The sequence below is a fragment of the Micromonospora sp. WMMA1998 genome (assembly GCF_027497375.1).
Taxonomy (GTDB): domain Bacteria; phylum Actinomycetota; class Actinomycetes; order Mycobacteriales; family Micromonosporaceae; genus Micromonospora; species Micromonospora sediminicola.
On the sequence record NZ_CP114911.1, the window covers coordinates 5,022,327 to 5,039,238 of the forward strand.

Below are 16,912 nucleotides of genomic sequence, written 5' to 3' on the forward strand. Positions count from 1 at the left end.
TCACTACCCGGGATCGGTTTGTGACCACTCCGTGACACGGATCGGCCGTCGTCGTCACGTACGCCGTGTTAAACGTCGATGTCCGCTGACCGTTCGGCCGATGTGGACGGCCGGCCCAGCAACTCGGGCGCCTGCGGCTGGCGGGGCGCCAGCTCGACCTGCGCCGGCGTGGGCAGCTCGTCGTCGGAGACGCCCAGCTCGGCCAGCTTGCGGGCGCTGACCAGCACCCGGGCCTCCAGGGAGCCGACCGCGCGGTTGTAGGCCGTAACCGCGCCGCTCAGCGAACTGCCCAGCTTGCCGACGTGGTCGCCCAGGGTGGACAGCCGCCCGTAGAGCTCGCGGGCCAGCGAGTGGACGGTCGCCGCGTTGCGCGCCAGCGCCTCCTGCCGCCAGGAGTAGGCCACCGTGCGCAGCAGCGCCACCAGCGTGGCCGGCGTGGCCAGCACCACGTTGCGGGCGAACGCGTGCTCCAGCAGCGTCGGGTCGCGCTGCAACGCCACGTCGAGGAACGGGTCGGCCGGCACGAACAGCACCACGAACTCGGGGGTCTGGTCGAAGGCCGACCAGTAGGACTTGGCGGCGAGACCGTCGACGTGCGCCCGCAGGTGCCGGGCGTGCGCGTCGAGGTGGGTGTCGCGTCCGCGCTCGTCGCGCGCCTCCATCGCGGTCAGGTAGGCGTCGAACGGCGCCTTCGCGTCGACCACCACGGTGCGCCCGCCGTGCAGGCGCACCACCAGGTCGGGGCGGACCCCCTGCTGGTCGGTGGCGGCGGTGACCTGCTCGCTGAAGTCGCAGTGCTCCAGCAGGCCGGCCGCTTCGACGATCCGCCGGAGCTGGTGTTCACCCCACCGGCCGCGCACCTGCGGCGCGCGCAGCGCGGCGACCAGCTGCTTGGTCTCGGTGCGCAGCTCGCCGGAGACCGCGCTCATCGAGCGCACCTGCTCGCGCAGCTCGGCGTAGGCGTCGACCCGGTCGCGCTCCAGCTCGGCGACGCGTTGCTCATAGCGGCGGAGCGTGTCGTGCAGCGGCGCCACGGCGCGCGCCACCGCCTCCTGGGACTGCGCGGTCGCCTCGTAGCTGAGCGCCCGCATCGACTGCTCCAGCCGCCCCTCGCCGGCCTGGGCGGCGGCCAGCGTCGCCTCCAGGCGCGCGACGTCGGCCGCGGCCCGCCCGCGGGCCGCCAGCCAGCCCACCGCGCCGCCCGCGGCGAGGCAGAGCACCACCACGGCCAGCGTCGAGAAGCTCATGGCAGAAAGCTTGCCAAACGGGTACGACGTGCGCGCGCTGGGTACGTTCGAGGTCATGGAAGTTGCCCTGTGGGTGTTCCTGATCGTGATGCTCGGAGGTGCGCTGGTGTTCTGGCGGTGGGGGAGCAGGTCCCGGCGGGCCGACGAGATGGCTGACGCCCGTGCCGAGGCGCAGCGCTGGTACGAGCGGCTCGGTGGCCAGCTGATGAACCTGCACGGCGACGCCCCGGCGGTCCGGCAGGCGCTCGCCGACGCCGGCGAGCGGTACAACGCGGCCGGCTCGCAGCTGGAGCAGGCGCGCACCCCGCACCAGTTCGCGCTGGCCCGGGAGACCGCGCTGGAGGGGCTGGCGTACATCCGGGCGGCGCGGACCGCGATGGGCATCGACCCGGGCCCGGAGCTGCCGCCGCTCGCCGCCGCCCAGGGTGCCGGCTCGCTCACCAAGGAGCGCCAGGTCGACGTGCAGGGACAGACGTTCCGGGCCGGCCCGCAGCCGGGGAACGCGACGCCCTACTACTACCCGGGTGGCCGGTTCCAGGGGCGGCCGGTGCCGGCCGGCTGGTACTCCACGCCGTGGTGGAAGACCGCGCTCGGCGCGGGCGTCGGTGTGGTCGGCGGCCTCCTGATCGCGGACGCGCTGTTCTCACCCGCATTCGCCGATCCCGGGTACGACGCCGGTTACCAGGAGGGCTTCGGCGACGGCCAGGACTTCGGCGACCAGGGCGGCGACATGGGCGGCGGCGACATGGGTGGCGGCGACATGGGTGGCGGTGGTGACTACGCCGGTGGCGACTTCGGTGGCGGCGACTTCGGTGGCTTCGGCGGCGGGGACTTCGGTGGTGACTTCGGCGGCGGCGACTTCTAGCCGGCGCCGCCGCGTCGGGCGCCGCTCGCAGCGCGCCGGGCGCAGGCGTTAAGAAGGGCCCCCTCTTATGCACGAGGCGTTAAGAGGGGGCCCTTCCTTACGTCTCAGCCGGTGTTGCGCATGCCGGCGGCGATGCCGTTGACGGTGGTCAGCAGCGCCCGCTCCAGCGCCGTGCCGTCGTTCGGCGCCCGTCGGCCGCCCGGCGCGGTCGCCACCGCCCGCCCGGCGGCGCCGGACTCGCGGTACTGCCGCAGCAGCGCCACCTGGAGGTGGTGCAGCGGCTCCAGGTAGGTGTCCCGCACGGCGAGCGTGCGCTGCAGGACGGGCGAGTTCTCCAGCAGGGCCGGCGAGGCGGTGACCGCCAGCACCTCCCGCTTGGTCAGCTCGTACTCCTGCTCGATCGTCGAGAAGATCGGGTGCAGCTTCTTCGGGACCAGCGTCTCGACGTAGCGGCGGGCGATGCTCAGGTCGGTCTTGGTCAGCATCATCTCGACGTTCGACAGGAACGTGCGGAAGAAGTGCCAGTTCCGGTTCATCTCGGCGAGCACGTCGGCCAGGCCCGCCTCCCGCGCGGCGGCCAGCCCGGAGCCCACGCCGAACCAGCCCGGCACGATCTGCCGGGTCTGGGTCCAGCCGAACACCCACGGGATGGCCCGCAGGCCGGACAGGCCGGCGCCGGTGTTCGGGCGCTTCGCCGGCCGGGAGCCGATGTTCAGCGCGCCGAGCAGCTCGGTCGGCGTCGACGCCCAGAAGTACGCCGGCAGGTCCGGGTCCTCGACCAGCGACCGGTACGACCGGAACGCCGACTCGGAGACGACGTCCATCGCCGCGTCCCAGCGCTCCAGCATCTCGGCCGGCTGCCGGGGCGCGGTGTGCAGCAGCGTCGCCTGGAGCACGGCGGCCACGGTCAGCTCCAGGTTCTCCCGGGCCAGCGCCGGCAGCGTGTACTTGTCGGAGATGACCTCGCCCTGCTCGGTCACCTTGATCGCGCCGTCGAGCGTGCCGTAGGGCTGGGCCAGGATCGCGTCGTGCGTGGGCCCGCCGCCCCGGCCGACGGTGCCGCCCCGGCCGTGGAACAACCGCAGGTGTACGCCGTGCCGCGCGGCCACGTCCCGCAGCGCCCGCTGGGCCCGGTGGATGGACCACTGGCTGGTGGTGATGCCCGCCTCCTTGTTGGAGTCGGAGTAGCCCAGCATCACCTCCTGCACGTCACCGCGCGCCGCGACCAGCGCCCGGTAGGCCGGCAGCGACAGCAGCTCGTCGAGCAGCTCGCCGCCGGCGTTCAGCTCGGCCGGGGTCTCCAGCAGCGGCACGATGCCGATCCGGGCCCGCCCGCTGTGCACGTCGACCAGGCCGGCCTCCCGGGCCAGCACCACCGCGGCGAGCACGTCGTCCACGCCCAGCGTCATCGAGATGATGTACGACTCGATGACCTCGGGGCCGAACCGGTCCTGCGCCTCGCGGATCGCGGAGAACACGTCGAACGTCTTGCGCGCCGCCTCGGTGAGCGGGCTGTCCTGGGTGGAGAGCGGCCGGCGGCCGGCCAGCTCGTCGGCGAGCAGCTTGGTGCGCTCCAGCCGGGTCAGCGACGGATAGTCGGAGACCTCGCCGACCGCCTCGTAGAGCTGGGCCAGCACCTCATGGTGCTTCTCCGCGTGCTCCCGGATGTCCATGGTCGCCAAGTGCAGCCCGAACGCGGAGACGGTACGGATGGTCGAGGCGAGCCGGCCCACGGCGGTGAGCTGCCCGGAGTTGCGGGCCAGCGACGCGCGCAGCAGCTCCAGGTCGGCGATCAGCTCGGTCGAGCCCTGGTAGTCGCGGCCCGGTACGTGCGGGGTGCCGGCACGCAGCCGCTCCCGGGTGTTGGCCAGCTTGGCCTTCACGCAGCGCGCCTTGAGCCGGTAGGGCTCCTCGGCATTGACCCGGCGGAACCGGGGCGCCACCTCGGGCAGCGCGTCCAGGTCCTTGGCCAGGCTGGCGGAGAGGTCGAGCGAGACCGCGCGCAGCCGGCGGGAGACGCTGACCTCGCTGATCAGCTCGTCCATCGCCCTTTCGGTGGCCTCGATGCCGTGCTCGTGCTGGATCCGCAGCACCTCGCGGGTGACCGTCGGGGTGACGAACGGGTTGCCGTCGCGGTCGCCGCCGATCCAGGTGCCGAAGGTCAGCGGGCGGGCGGTCGGCGAGGTCTCCACGCCGAGTGTGCGCAGCGTGTCGGCGAGGTCGTCGAGGACCTGCGGCGCGGCCTCGGCGTGCAGGTCCCGCAGGTAGTAGATGGCGTTGCGGGCCTCGTCGGTCGGGTCCGGCCGGTCGAGCCGCAGCTCGTCGGTCTGCCACATCAGGTCGAGCAGCTCGGCGAGGCGGCGGTTGGCCGGGCCCTCGTCGCTGGCGCCGTAGAGGATCGCGTTGGCGGTCTCGGCGTCCAGCTCGTCCGCCACCGCGCGCAGCTTGGACAGGATGGAGCGGCGGGCCGCCTCGGTGGGGTGGGCGGTGAAGACCGGGCGTACGGCCAACCGGCGGGCCGCCGCGGCGATCTCCTCGGCCGGCACGCCGCGCTCGGCGATCATCTTGGCGGCCTGGTCCAGCCAGCCGCCGTGGGTGGCGCGCCGGCGACGCAGGTCACGGGCGCGGTGCACCTGCTCTGTGATGTTGGCCAGGTGGAAGTAGGTGGAGAAGGCGCGGGCCAGCTTCGTGCCGGTGGTGACGTCGAGCCCGGCGAGACGCTGGGCCGCGGCCGGCGCGTCGGAGCGGACCTGGGCGCGGATCTCCTCGACCAGGTCGAGCAGCGGCCGGCCCTCCTGACGGGCCAGGGTCTGCCCGAGCAGCGTGCCGAGGCGGCGGATGTCGGCCCGGAGAGCGGCGTCGGGGCCGTCGTGGTCGTGCTGGTCGGTCACGGTTGCGCTCCTTACGCGAGGACGAAGGACAGCGCTGTCCGACTCCCCTGGATGGTATCCGCGTGCGCCCCGACGGCAGGAGGGGGACGGCGTGATGATCTGCACTCTGGGACGGGCCGGCGGGTCAGCGCTCGGCGGCGGCGTGCCGTCCCGAACCGGTCCGCGCGGCCCGTCGGCGGGCCCGGAACATCGTGGCGGTGAGCAGACCGGCCAGGCCGACGACCACCCAGACCAGCAGCCCGGTCAGTGCCCAGCCGCCGCCCCGCCAGTCGAAGTAGATCGCCGACTTGAGCAGGTCGGTGGCGAGCCCGGGGACGTTCCAGCGGTGCATCCCGCGCAGGAACGGCGGCAGGAACTCGGGCGCGTAGATGCCCCCGGAGCCGGGGTTGCCGAGCACCACCAGCAGCAGGATCACGATGCCGGTGCCGAGCAGCCCGAGCCACGCCTGCACGGCCGCCGCGACCATCCCGGCGGCGAACGCGGCCAGCGCGCCCACCACCGCGATGGTGCCCACGTCGTGCGGGAAGACGTCCAGCACCGGGCCGACCAGCACCGCCCCGATGACGCCGAGCAGGACGGAGTGGACGGCGAGCGTGGCGATCCGCAACCCGGCCCGGCGCAGGCTGCCCGGGCTGGTGCCGAGCGAGATGCCCAGTGCCGTGGAGGCCAGGTAGCCGCCGAGGACCACGCCGACCGCCAGGTAGAACGGGACCAGGCCGCGCGGGTCGCCGCCGGAGACCGGCACCTCGTCGGTGACCGCCAGCGGCACGCCGGCCTGCCGGGCGGCCTCGGTGAACACCTCGGTGACGAGTTCGGTGGCGGCGGGCGCGCCGGCGCTGGCCGTGGCCAGGGTCAGGCCGCCGCCCGGGGCGGAGCCGAGCACGGCGTACACCGAGCGGTCGTTGAGGCCGCCGTCGGCACGTTCCCGGCTGTCGTACCCGACGGGTTTGACGATGTCGGTACGGGCGCGGACGGCCGACATCACGGCCTGCGCCTGCTGGTCGGTCGTCACCACGGCGACCGGCACGTCCTTCGGGTCCGGCTTGTGCAACGCGCCGACGTAGGCGGCGATGAACGCGCTGGCCAGCGCCAGGGTGCCGAGGACCAGCGCCGCCGTGCGGGGCAGCCAGTCCCGGGTACGCAGCTCCGCCTCGTCGTCCACGGGCCCAGCCTATTGCCGGCATATGCCCGACTCGTGGCGTTTCGCCGGGCGGAAATCGCTGGTGCCGGCCGATAGCGTGCGGATCATGACGCCGCCGCGCTATCCCACCAAGCCGAGGCCGGGCGACCGGGTCGCCGTCGTCTCACCCTCCGCCGGCCTGCCGGGCCTCTTCCCGCACGAGTGACGACCGCGCCTAAGACGGCGGGCCGTTTTTGCCGGGTCTACTTCGGTATAGCCGCTTACTGCGCCCTATCTTGACGAGGGAATTATGTGCCTCAAGCAGGCGGTCAGCTAGTCCTTCCAGCTCTCGTGCTTTCGCCTTGAACTGGCGATTCGATTCGAAACGGTCTCGCTTGAGGACGCGAGTGCCATCGTCGGGGTCGCCCAAATCTCTGAACGATTCACTGGCGACCCCTACACGAAAATCAGTACACTTTTCCTGAAGTGCTGTAAGCGCGGCCTGGACCTCCTCATCATCGAAAAAAGTGTTCAAAGACCATGTGGCGCAGAATTCGTATAGCTCGCCGAAGCGGTCTATGTCCCAACTCTCGCCGCTGAACCACTTCGTCAGGTATTCGACGGTGCCTCTGTCTTGCGGGAAATCGTCAAGGAAGCGCTGGAACAGATCGCAGTCGTGCGGTGTTGGCTCGGCCCTGAGTTCGGCAAGTTCCGTCTGCGACTTCTTCAGATCCGCCGCCACGCTCTCAAGGCGTTCGTCCCGTTCAGCCAACTCCCCCTGGTGCGTCTGGATCAGCTTTGACTCTCGCTTCTTTCCGTCGGTCACCATGCGGTGCAAGACAAGAACGTAGACTGTGAGGACGACAACAAGAGTTACTCCGGCCCAGAAGACAAGGAGGGAGTTTTCCTGAACCCAGCGTCGAAAGCCTGCCGAGAAGAGGAAAGTTGCCGCGCCGACGAGATCACTTACTGAGCCGGTGATCAGCAAGAGAAGAGCGACTGCAATACTTCCCGCGATGCCGGCCAGTCCGAGCCTTTTACGCATCTATCTAGGATAGATGGCTGTGTCCTCTATGGCGATCCCCGCTCGTTCAATGGGGCGGCCCTACGCCTTGCGGCGCAACACACCAGTTGACAGCCACTGCACCAGCAGCACGGCGAGGTGCACGGCGGCCTCAGCCTCGTCCTGGTTCTGCCGGCGCGACTTCGGCGCACCGCCGTGTCGGGAGAGCTGAGCCTCCCACAGCGTCTGCATCATGGAGACGATCGGTTCGACACCGCTCGGCTGGCCGTCCTTTCCCGGCAGCACCAGTTCCCACTTGTGCGGCGCGTTCTTGCCCAGCTCGCCGATGACCGTACCGAGGGTTGCGGACCCCGCCTCGGCCTTCTTCTCCTGAACGAGCGGGCAGGCCACCTCCTCCACGGCTCGGATCGCCTCGTTGAAGACCTTGTCCGGTTCCGGGTTCAGTCCGTAGGCCGCCACCCACGCCTCCCGCAGGTGATCGGCGGCAGTCTTGGTCGTGCTCGCGATCGCCGTGTCTGCTGCCTGCTGGGCCGTCTCGTCCACCCGCCGGACGAGGCAGCGGCCTTCGAAGTCGAGGCGATAGCGCGAGGCGCCGTCCGTCAGGGTCTGCTGGAGGTCAACCAGCTTGTCGGCGAAGCGGTCGATCCGCTCGTCGCTACCCCAGCCGGGCTCGTCAACCTCAGCCCACATGGAATGAAGCTGCAAGGTCGCGTCGATGACGCTCAGCAGTTCCCTACCGGATGGATCTCGAATGAGCTGGTGCGCCGGTGCCTTGTAGAGGCGCGGGTTGTGCACCATCCGCAGCCTCAGCATGACCCTCTTGCTGGTGCCGACATCGAGGCAGTCCCCCAGCCAGTTGCGAAGCGGTTGCTCCAGCCACTTCGGTACCCCGTCGTAGAGGGTGCTGTCCAGGGGCTTGCCGGCAAGTCGGTCATCGAGCGCCTGGAAGGAACGTGCTTCGCTCACGGAGCGAGGCTACCGGTCAGATACGACAAGTTCGAACCGCTTATTACGTCCGCCAGCAGCGGTGGCCTGTAGCGCTTTTCGCGGAGGCGGTAGCGGCTACCGCTCATCCGAGTGCTGGTTCGGTCGGTGCGCCTTGATCCACGCCTCAACGTCGGCGCGTGCCCAGATCCGGCCGGTCGCCAGGGTGTCGATCGGTTCGGGAAACGTCGGTCGCCAGATGATCTCGGACGCGCGCTGACGGGAGACGCCACCGAGTAGTTCGGCGATCGCTGCCAGACCAGCGAGCCGCTGACGCTCCATGCACCCGGACAGTAGGCACCGGCACCGCGCTGTTCACCTCCGGCTGGTACGACCTGGCCCCGGCGGCCGAGTGGGGCGACGAGCCGTGCGACTGGCGGGACCCGGCGGCGCTGGCCGAGGAGCCGCCGATGTACCCGTCCGAGGGCTGGCGCTGGCACGGGCCGGCCCGGGTGGTCCAGGGCCGCACCTGGGGCGGGTGCCTGGAGATCGTGCACTGGCTGATGGCGACCGACCGGGTGCCCTCCGCCGCCGCGCTGGCCGGCTCGGTGCTGGTGGTCGAGACCTCCAACGAGCTGCCACCGGCGCAGGAGGTCTTCCGGATGGTGCGGAACCTGGGCGAGCGCGGGCTGCTCGCCGGTTGTCCGGCGATCGTGGTCGGCCGCCCCAAGGCGTGGAACTTCGACCGCCGGCTGTCGGTCCCGGAGCGGCTGGCCTGGGCCGAGGAGCAGCGGGCGGCGATCCTGCGGGCGGTCGGGCCGTACGCCGACGACCCGGTGGTGGTCTTCGACGTCGACCTGGGCCACACCGACCCGCAACTGATCGTTCCGTACGGCGGGGAGGTCCGGGTGGACGCGGTCGAACGCCGCCTCGCGGTGCGCTACTGACGCCGCCCCGCTCCGGCCGGGTCAGCCGTCCAGGACGGCGAAGGCGCGGACCGGGAAGGTGCCCATGCCGGCCACCCTCGGCGGCGCGGCGGTGAACCGGAATCCGGTCGGCGGCAGCGCGCCCAGGCCGGTCAGGTGCTCCACGATCGGGATGCCGGCGGCCAGCAGGGCGCTGTGTGCCGGTCGTTCGCCGGCCGCCGCCGGGGTCATGTCGTCGATGTTGATCGAGTCGATGCCGACCAGCGCCGCGCCGGCCTCGACCAGCCAGTCGGCGCCGTCCGCGGTCAGGTAGGGCGCCTCCGGGCCGGCGTACCCGTCGGTGCCGAAGCGCGCGTTCCAGCCGGTGTGCAGCAGCACCGCCCGCCCGGTGACCTCGTAGGGGGCGAGGAGCAGCCGGTCCACCGCCCGGATGCCGGCGGGCACGCGCACCACCAGGCCGGGCAGGTCGGCCAGCCGGTCCAGCGGCATCCCGGTCAGGTCGGGCCCGTCGGCCCAGCGGTGCGACGGCGTGTCGACGTAGGTGCCGGTGTTGGCGATCATGTCGATCCGCGCCACGTGGAACTCGACCCCCGGGGCGTACCGCTCCCGGGACGCCTCCCGGGTCAGCCAGTCGCTGATCCGTGGCTCCGGCCAGCCGGGCAGTGTGACCAGGCCGTCGGTGATCTCGTGGCTCAGCTCGACCAGGCGCCGCCCACCGGGGGCCGCGGCGGCGACACCGCGCCCGCCCTTGTGCGGCTCCTCCACCACGGTCCGGTTGCTGATCCGCACCTCGCCGACCATGAGCAGCCCGAGGTGCCGGACGAACAGCTCCGCCACCTCGTCGTCGGTGATCTCCGGGCCCGGCACGTCCAGCCGGAAACCCTCGGTACGCAGCCCGCCGCCGTTGGCGAAGACGACCTCGGCGTCGAAGACCACCCGGTGTTCCCCCGTCATGCCTCCACCGCACCATGTCGGCGCGCCCCGGTCAAGATCATGGGGGAGGTGCCGCAGGGGGGAGTGCGGCACCTCCGCGGCACGCCGGGAAACCGGCGGCGCAGGACCGGCTTCGGGTGTCGGGCCTCCCCGAACAGGCCCGCGTACCCCTGGCCGGGTCGCCATCTCCCCATGGCGACCCGGACCGGGCTGACGGGATCCATCCTCGCCGGACCCGACCGGGCGGTTCTTGAAGAATCTTGCTCGGATCGCCGAGCGAACGTTCAGGCGGCGTCCAGGTCGGCCTCGCCGGCGGCGAAGAGCCGGCGCAGCCGGGCCGGCGGGTGCCCGACCTGCTCCCGGACCACCCGGGTCAGGTGCGCCTGGTCGGCGAAGCCGTACGTGGCGGCGACCTCGCCCAGCGGCGGGCCGTCGCCGTCGGCCAGCACGTCCAGCAGGGAGCGCACCCGCAGCCGGTTCCGGTATGCGGTGAGGCTCTGCCCGGTGACCCGCTGGAACACCCGGCTCAAGTGGTGCGGTGAGCAGCCCACCTGGGCGGCGACGTCGGTCAGTCCGAGCCGGGAGTCGGAGGCGGCCAGCACCTCGCGGGCCCGGTCGGCCAGCCGGCGGTGCGCGGCGAGCGTCGCCGGCCGGCGCCGGACTGCCCGTTCGATCTCGGCTCCCGGCTCGCCCGCGCCGACCGGGCTGGCCGCCAGCAGCCGGCCCAGGAAGCGGTGCACCCGCTCGGTGAACTCGAACCGGTCCAGCCCGGCCGCCGCCCGGGCGACCAGCATCCGGTGTTCCAGGTCGAGCCGCTCGTCGACGCTGCCGTCCCAGCCGCGCCGGCCCAGCCAGCGGTCGGTGTCCGGCCGCTCGCCGAGCAGCTCCGGGGACAGCTCCAGACAGGTGTAGACGTCGCCGTCACCCAGCGGGTGCGCGGCGTGCATCTCGTCGCCGGGGCGGGTGAGCAGGACCGAGGTGGCGTCCACCACGCTGACCTGGCCGTTGAGCCGGCGCAGGGAGACCCCCGAGCGGCCGAGGAAGACCCGGTGCCCCAGGTCCCGCGCCGGCCCGTGCCAGCCGGGGTCCTCGACCACGCACCGCACCTGGTAGAGCAGCATGCCGGGGGCGACCCCGAGGACCCGCCAGCGGCCCGGCGTGGTTCGGGTCCGGGGATCACTACCGACCTGTTCCGGCATTGTCCGTCCCCTTCCGGCCTACGCGGTGCCCCCGGAGATTGTCCCCGGCGCGGGATAGTCTCGACAGGTGCACCCCCCGTCCGGCTGGACGCGGGGTCCTCGTCGTGTCGAGCCGCTGGAAGTGATCACTGATGCTCACCGGACTCTTCTCCGCCGCCCTGGCCGACCCCGGGCTGGCCCGGGCGCGTGACCTGGCGCGCTCCGGTGCCGCCCGGGTCGACGGCCTCGACCTCACCGCCCCCGCCGCGCTGCGCCCGTTCGCGGTGGCCGCCGTCGCCGCCGACGAGCCGGCCGGCGGCGCGGGCCGGCCGGTGCTCGCGGTCACCGCCACCACCCGCGAGGCCGACGACCTGGCCTCCGCGCTGGGCAGCCTGCTGCCGCCGGAGCAGGTGGCGGTCTTCCCGTCCTGGGAGACGCTGCCGCACGAGCGGCTCTCGCCCCGCTCCGACACGGTCGGGCGGCGGCTCGCGGTGCTGCGCCGGCTCGCCCACCCCGACTCGGCCGACGCGCACGGGCGCACCGGGCCGCTGCGGGTGGTCGTGGCGCCGGTCCGCTCGCTGCTCCAGCCGCAGCTCAAGGGCCTCGGCGACCTGGAGCCGGTGCAGCTCGCCGCCGGCGACGAGGCCGACCTGGAGGAGGTCGCCCGCCGGCTCACCGACATGGCGTACGCCCGGGTCGACCTGGTCACCAAGCGCGGCGAGTTCGCCGTGCGCGGCGGCATCCTGGACGTCTTCCCGCCCACCGACGAGCACCCGTCCCGGGTCGAGTTCTGGGGCGACGAGGTGGAGGAGATCCGCACCTTCGCCGTCGCCGACCAGCGCACCATCGAGGGTGTCGCGCAGCTGTGGGCGCCGCCGTGCCGGGAGCTGCTGCTCACCCCGTCGGTCCGGAAGCGGGCCGCCGCGCTCGCCGCCGAGCATCCCGAGCTGGCCGAGATCCTGGACAAGCTGGCCGAGGGCATCCCGGTCGAGGGGATGGAGTCGCTGGCCCCGGCCCTGATCGGCGCCGACGCGCTGGAGTTGCTGGTCGACTGCATGCCCGCCGGCACCCACCTGCTGCTCTGCGACCCCGAGCGGATCCGCACCCGGGCGCACGACCTGGTGCGTACCTCGGAGGAGTTCCTCCAGGCCAGCTGGGCCGCGGCCGCCGTCGGCGGCCAGGCCCCGGTCGACCTCGGCGCCGCCGCCTTCAAGACCCTGGCCGAGGTACGTACGGCGGCCCGTGCCCTGGGCCAGCCCTGGTGGACGCTCGCCCCGTTCGGTCTGGTCGAGGCCGACGCGGCGCCGGCCCGGCAGCCCTGGGAGGACGCGCCGACGGAGGTCGACGTCACCCCGGACGACGCCATCGCGGTGACCCTGGCCGCCCAGCCGGCCCCGCTCTATCACGGCGAGACCGCCCGGGTGGTCGACGACCTGAAGCGCTGGGCCGGTGAGGGCTGGTCGATCGCGCTGGTCTTCGAGGGCCACGGCCCCGCCCAGCGGGCCGTCGAGGTGCTCCGCGACGCCGGTCTCGGCGCCCGGCTCACCGAGGAGGTGCCCGCCGCGCCCGCCCCGGGCGAGGTGCTCGTCTCCTGCGGCTGCCTCACCGCCGGGTTCGTCGACGAGGCGTCGACGTTCGTGCTGCTGACCGGCGACGACGTCACCGGCGGGCGGGGCACCTCCACCCGCGACATGCGCAAGATGCCCAGCCGGCGGCGCAACACCATCGACCCGCTGGAGCTGAAGGCCGGCGACTTCGTGGTGCACGAGCAGCACGGCATCGGCCGCTACGTCGAGCTGGTGCAGCGCACGGTCAACGGCGCCAGCCGCGAATACCTGGTCATCGAGTACGCGGCGAGCAAGCGCGGCCAGCCCGGCGACCGCCTCTTCGTCCCCACCGACCAGCTCGACCAGCTCTCCCGCTACGTCGGCGGTGAGCAGCCCACGCTGCACAAGATGGGCGGCTCGGACTGGCAGAAGTCGAAGGCCCGGGCGCGCAAGGCGGTCCGCGAGATCGCCGCCCAGCTGATCCAGCTCTACGCCGCCCGCAAGGCGTCCAAGGGGCACAACTTCGGTCCGGACACTCCCTGGCAGCGGGAGCTGGAGGACGCGTTCCCCTGGCAGGAGACGCCGGACCAGATGGCCGCCATCGAGGAGGTCAAGCGGGACATGGAGCAGACCGTCCCGATGGACCGGCTGATCTGCGGCGACGTCGGCTACGGCAAGACCGAGATCGCGGTCCGGGCGGCGTTCAAGGCGGTGCAGGACGGCAAGCAGGTGGCGGTGCTGGTGCCCACCACCCTGCTGGTGCAGCAGCACTACAACACGTTCGCCGAGCGGATGAGCCAGTTCCCGGTCAACATCCGGCAGCTCTCCCGGTTCCAGACCCCGAAGGAGTCCGAGCGGACGCTGGAGATGGTCGCCGACGGCAGCGTCGACATCGTCATCGGCACCCACCGGCTGCTCCAGGCGGCCACCCGGTTCAAGCAACTCGGGCTGGTCATCATCGACGAGGAGCAGCGCTTCGGCGTCGAGCACAAGGAGCACCTGAAGACGCTGCGCGCCTCGGTCGACGTGCTCGCCATGTCGGCCACCCCGATCCCCCGGACGCTGGAGATGGCGATCACCGGCATCCGGGAGATGTCCACCATCGCCACCCCGCCGGAGGAGCGGCACCCGGTGCTGACGTTCGTCGGGGCGTACGACGACCGGCAGGTGGCCGCCTCCATCCACCGTGAGCTGCTGCGCGACGGGCAGGTCTTCTACCTGCACAATCGGGTCGAGTCGATCGACCGGACGGCCCGCCGGCTCCGCGAGCTGGTGCCCGAGGCCCGGGTCGCGGTGGCGCACGGCCAGATGGGCGAGGAGGCGCTGGAGAAGGTGATGGTCGGCTTCTGGGAGAAGGAGTTCGACGTCCTCGTCTGCACCACGATCGTCGAGTCCGGCATCGACATCCCCAACGCCAACACGCTGATCGTCGAGCGCGCCGACCTGCTCGGTCTGGCCCAGCTGCACCAGATCCGGGGCCGGGTCGGCCGGGGCCGGGAGCGGGCTTACGCCTACTTCCTCTACCCGGCGGACAAGCCGCTGACGGAGAACGCGCACGAGCGGCTGGCCACCATCGCGCAGCACACCGAGCTGGGCGCCGGCATGTACGTGGCGATGAAGGACCTGGAGATCCGGGGCGCCGGCAACCTGCTCGGCGGCGAGCAGTCCGGCCACATCGAGGGCGTCGGCTTCGACCTGTACGTGCGGATGGTCGGCGAGGCGGTCTCCGCCTTCAAGGGCGAGAGCACCGAGGAGGAGACCGAGGTCAAGGTCGACCTGCCGATCGACGCGCACCTGCCGCACGACTACGTGGCCGTGGAGCGGCTGCGCCTGGAGATGTACCGCAAGCTCGCCGAGGCCCGCGACTCCGAACGGCTGCGCGAGGTGGTCGCCGAGATGACCGACCGGTACGGCGAGCCGCCCGCGCCGGTGCAGAACCTGGTCGCGGTGGCGCGGTTCCGGCTGCTGGCCCGCCGCTACGGGCTGACCGACGTGTCGATGCAGGGCAAGCACATCCGGTTCGGCCCGCTGCCGCTGCCCGACTCGAAGCAGATGCGGCTCAAGCGCTACCACCCGGACTCGGTCTACAAGCAGGCGCTCGACCAGGTCAGCGTGCCGCGGCCGAGCACCCGCCGGATCGGCGGCGAGCCGCTGCGCGACCAGGCGCTGCTGGAGTGGTGCGGTCAGCTCCTCTCGGATGTCCTGGGCGAGCCCGAGGAGCTGGCCGGTTCTGCCAGCCCCGCAGTGGCGAGCGGACGGTGACACAGCGAGCCGGCGGCGACGCAGCCGGCCGGTGCGGGGGCGCGGTGAGGTGGGCGGCGTCACAGGCGGGTACGGGGCGTGAGAGAGTGACCGTCATGCGTGCTCGTCGTCTCCTCGCCGCCACCAGCGTCGCGGCCCTCGCCGCGCTCTCCCTCGCCGCCTGCGGCCGGTCCGCCCCGGACGTCGCCGCCTACGTCGGTGACCGGACCTACTCCGTCGACCGGGTGGACACGATCCACGACGAGGCCCAGACCGCGTACGCGGCCTCGGTGCGCGACGCCGCGGCGCAGCAGGGCGCGACCCCGTCGCCGGAGCAGCTCAAGCTGAACGTGGACCGCCAGGACGTCCTCAACCTGCTGGTCGGCATCGACCTGGGCAAGCGGGTCGCCGAGGAGAAGAAGATCCCGGTGCAGGACCAGCTCACCGCCGAGCAGCTCGGCAAGGAGCTGGGCGTGCCCAACACCGAGTACGCGACGCTCGCCGCCGAGTGGTACGACCTCTACCTGGCCCTGGAGCGCGGCCTGCCGCCGGCGGAGCTGAGCGACGGGTCGCGGACCGACCTGTACGACGCGCTGGTCAAGGCCGGGGTGGCCCCGGCCGGGTGGTCGGCCGAGGAGCAGCGCAAGCAGTTCGCCGAGGCCGCCTTCACCCGGCAGGTCGGCGCGGTGAGCGTGGCGCTGCGGGACGAGGTGCGCAAGCTCGACGTGACCGTCAACCCGCGCTTCCCGACGTTGGAGATCCCGGCGCTGCTCCAGACGCAGGGCGGGTTCCGCCAGTACGACCTGCCGTACGTGGACGGCGCGGACCAGGTGACCGACGTCTCCACGCCGGAGCCGGAGTCGACCGGGCCGGAGTCGGTCGAGCCGAACGCGTCGGTGGCGCCCTGAGCATGACGGCACGCATCGTCCTGCTGGTCACCTCGCCCCGGCTGCCCGCCGGCCTGCTGACCTCGGCCGCCTGGGACGCCGTACGCGCCGCGCCGGTCTTCGCCGGCGCGGAGAGCGAGCTGACCCGGGTGGTCCGGATGGCCGGCGCCGAGGTGAGCGTGCTGACCGAGGGCGCGACACAGGCGCTGCTGGACGCGGTGTCGGCGCACGGTGGCGCGGTGTGGCTGGCCGGCCCGGCCGGTGACGAGTCGCTCGCCCGCGAGCTGGGGTTGCGGTTGGCCCGCGAGCCGGGCCTGGCCGAGTTGGAGCTGATGTACGGCTCGTGGGACCCGCCCGGCGCCCGGCTGCTCGACGCGGTCGAGGTGATGGACCGGCTGGCCTCGCCCGGCGGCGACCCGTGGAAGCGGGCTCAGACGCACCGCAGCCTGGCCGGGTTCCTGCTCGAGGAGTGCTACGAGGCGTACGACGCGATCAGCGCCGACGACACCGACGCGCTGCGTGAGGAACTGGGCGACGTGCTGCTCCAGGTGCTGTTGCACGCCCGGCTGGCCGAGAACCTGCCGGAGGGTGAGAGCTGGACCGTCGACGACGTGGCCGGTGGCCTGGTCGACAAGATGGTGCGGCGCAACCCGCACGTGTTCTCCGGCGAGCGGGCCGGCTCGATCGAGGAGATCGAGGCGAACTGGGAGCGGATCAAGCGGGCCGAGAAGACCCGGGACTCGGTGCTGGACGGCATCGCGTTGAGCCAGCCCGCGCTGGCCCTGGCCGCGAAGATCCTGGACCGGGCCGGTCGGGTCGGGCTGGCCGTGCCGCCGCCGTTGGCCGAGTCCCAGGTGGACGCGGAGGCGCGCCTCGGCGCGAGCCTGCTGTCCACGGTCGCCGCCGCCCGGCAGGCCGGCATCGACCCGGAGGCGGCGCTCCGGCGCGCCACCCTGGCCTACGCCGAAGCCGTCCGAGCCGCCGAACGCACCACCTCCACCACCAACCCTCCCGCCTGACCCCCCACCCCCACCCCCACCCCCACCCACCCCCGCGATCTTGCACTTGCGGCCCTCCCGATGTCGCAAACACCCCATTCGCCGGGGCGCAAAGTGCAAGATCGCCGAGG

13 protein-coding genes are annotated in these 16,912 nt (G+C 72.5%); 5 read left to right on the forward strand and 8 right to left on the reverse strand.

All coding sequences use genetic code 11. The annotated features are described in order from the left end of the window. Positions 1-68: 68 nt before the first annotated feature. Positions 69-1,247: a DNA recombination protein RmuC gene (locus tag O7600_RS23295; RefSeq protein ID WP_091582041.1), complete on the reverse strand. Its 1,179-nt coding sequence runs from the start codon at positions 1,245-1,247 to the stop codon at positions 69-71. A gap of 55 nt (positions 1,248-1,302) precedes the next feature. Between O7600_RS23295 and O7600_RS23300 the strand changes: the two genes are divergently transcribed. Further along, positions 1,303-2,112, forward strand: a complete 810-nt coding sequence (locus O7600_RS23300) for a hypothetical protein (protein WP_281590626.1) — start codon at positions 1,303-1,305, stop codon at positions 2,110-2,112. A 104-nt stretch (positions 2,113-2,216) separates the two neighbouring features. On the opposite strand, the gene ppc is transcribed toward O7600_RS23300, so the two are convergent. From ppc to O7600_RS23325, 5 genes are all read right to left on the reverse strand, one after another. Beyond that, complete coding sequence (ppc, locus tag O7600_RS23305; protein WP_281590628.1) at positions 2,217-5,003, reverse strand: phosphoenolpyruvate carboxylase; 2,787 nt, start codon at positions 5,001-5,003, stop codon at positions 2,217-2,219. A gap of 124 nt (positions 5,004-5,127) precedes the next feature. Beyond that, entirely contained in the window at positions 5,128-6,165 is a 1,038-nt protein-coding gene (locus O7600_RS23310) for a hypothetical protein (RefSeq protein ID WP_281590630.1), read from the reverse strand. A gap of 193 nt (positions 6,166-6,358) precedes the next feature. Further along, entirely contained in the window at positions 6,359-7,168 is an 810-nt protein-coding gene (locus O7600_RS23315) for a hypothetical protein (RefSeq protein ID WP_281590632.1), read from the reverse strand. A 60-nt stretch (positions 7,169-7,228) separates the two neighbouring features. Further along, positions 7,229-8,113 (reverse strand): hypothetical protein, encoded by an 885-nt coding sequence (locus tag O7600_RS23320; RefSeq protein WP_281590634.1) that lies wholly within the window; start codon positions 8,111-8,113, stop codon positions 7,229-7,231. 96 nt (positions 8,114-8,209) lie between these two features. Further along, positions 8,210-8,413, reverse strand: coding sequence for a hypothetical protein (locus O7600_RS23325; RefSeq protein ID WP_281590636.1), 204 nt, complete (start codon positions 8,411-8,413; stop codon positions 8,210-8,212). 128 nt (positions 8,414-8,541) lie between these two features. Between O7600_RS23325 and O7600_RS23330 the strand changes: the two genes are divergently transcribed. Then, entirely contained in the window at positions 8,542-9,018 is a 477-nt protein-coding gene (locus O7600_RS23330; protein WP_281590638.1) for a hypothetical protein, read from the forward strand. Between the two features lie 21 nt (positions 9,019-9,039). On the opposite strand, the gene O7600_RS23335 is transcribed toward O7600_RS23330, so the two are convergent. Together O7600_RS23335 and O7600_RS23340 are read right to left on the reverse strand one after the other, a co-directional pair. Further along, complete coding sequence (locus O7600_RS23335) at positions 9,040-9,951, reverse strand: cyclase family protein (RefSeq protein ID WP_281590640.1); 912 nt, start codon at positions 9,949-9,951, stop codon at positions 9,040-9,042. 263 nt (positions 9,952-10,214) lie between these two features. Beyond that, positions 10,215-11,129 (reverse strand): helix-turn-helix transcriptional regulator, encoded by a 915-nt coding sequence (locus O7600_RS23340; protein ID WP_281590642.1) that lies wholly within the window; start codon positions 11,127-11,129, stop codon positions 10,215-10,217. A 131-nt stretch (positions 11,130-11,260) separates the two neighbouring features. Between O7600_RS23340 and mfd the strand changes: the two genes are divergently transcribed. The 3 genes from mfd to O7600_RS23355 all read left to right on the forward strand — a co-directional run bounded on the left by mfd (position 11,261) and on the right by O7600_RS23355 (position 16,802). Beyond that, a complete protein-coding gene (mfd, locus tag O7600_RS23345; RefSeq protein ID WP_281590644.1) occupies positions 11,261-14,917 on the forward strand; it encodes a transcription-repair coupling factor in 3,657 nt (1,218 codons plus the stop codon). Between the two features lie 95 nt (positions 14,918-15,012). After that, a complete protein-coding gene (locus O7600_RS23350) occupies positions 15,013-15,804 on the forward strand; it encodes a hypothetical protein (protein WP_281590646.1) in 792 nt (263 codons plus the stop codon). 2 nt (positions 15,805-15,806) lie between these two features. Further along, positions 15,807-16,802, forward strand: a complete 996-nt coding sequence (locus O7600_RS23355) for a nucleoside triphosphate pyrophosphohydrolase (protein WP_281590647.1) — start codon at positions 15,807-15,809, stop codon at positions 16,800-16,802. Positions 16,803-16,912: the final 110 nt, after the last annotated feature.

Bases quoted from the DNA above. Each gene is read 5' to 3' on its own strand.
- mfd (WP_281590644.1), top strand. From the start codon at position 11,261: ATGCTCACCGGACTCTTCTCCGCCGCCCTGGCCGACCCCGGGCTGGCC.
- O7600_RS23315 (WP_281590632.1), bottom strand. From the start codon at position 7,168: ATGCGTAAAAGGCTCGGACTGGCCGGCATCGCGGGAAGTATTGCAGTC.
- O7600_RS23300 (WP_281590626.1), top strand. From the start codon at position 1,303: ATGGAAGTTGCCCTGTGGGTGTTCCTGATCGTGATGCTCGGAGGTGCG.
- O7600_RS23330 (WP_281590638.1), top strand. From the start codon at position 8,542: ATGTACCCGTCCGAGGGCTGGCGCTGGCACGGGCCGGCCCGGGTGGTC.
- O7600_RS23325 (WP_281590636.1), bottom strand. From the start codon at position 8,413: ATGGAGCGTCAGCGGCTCGCTGGTCTGGCAGCGATCGCCGAACTACTC.
- O7600_RS23295 (WP_091582041.1), bottom strand. From the start codon at position 1,247: ATGAGCTTCTCGACGCTGGCCGTGGTGGTGCTCTGCCTCGCCGCGGGC.
- O7600_RS23350 (WP_281590646.1), top strand. From the start codon at position 15,013: ATGCGTGCTCGTCGTCTCCTCGCCGCCACCAGCGTCGCGGCCCTCGCC.
- O7600_RS23355 (WP_281590647.1), top strand. From the start codon at position 15,807: ATGACGGCACGCATCGTCCTGCTGGTCACCTCGCCCCGGCTGCCCGCC.
- O7600_RS23335 (WP_281590640.1), bottom strand. From the start codon at position 9,951: ATGACGGGGGAACACCGGGTGGTCTTCGACGCCGAGGTCGTCTTCGCC.
- O7600_RS23340 (WP_281590642.1), bottom strand. From the start codon at position 11,129: ATGCCGGAACAGGTCGGTAGTGATCCCCGGACCCGAACCACGCCGGGC.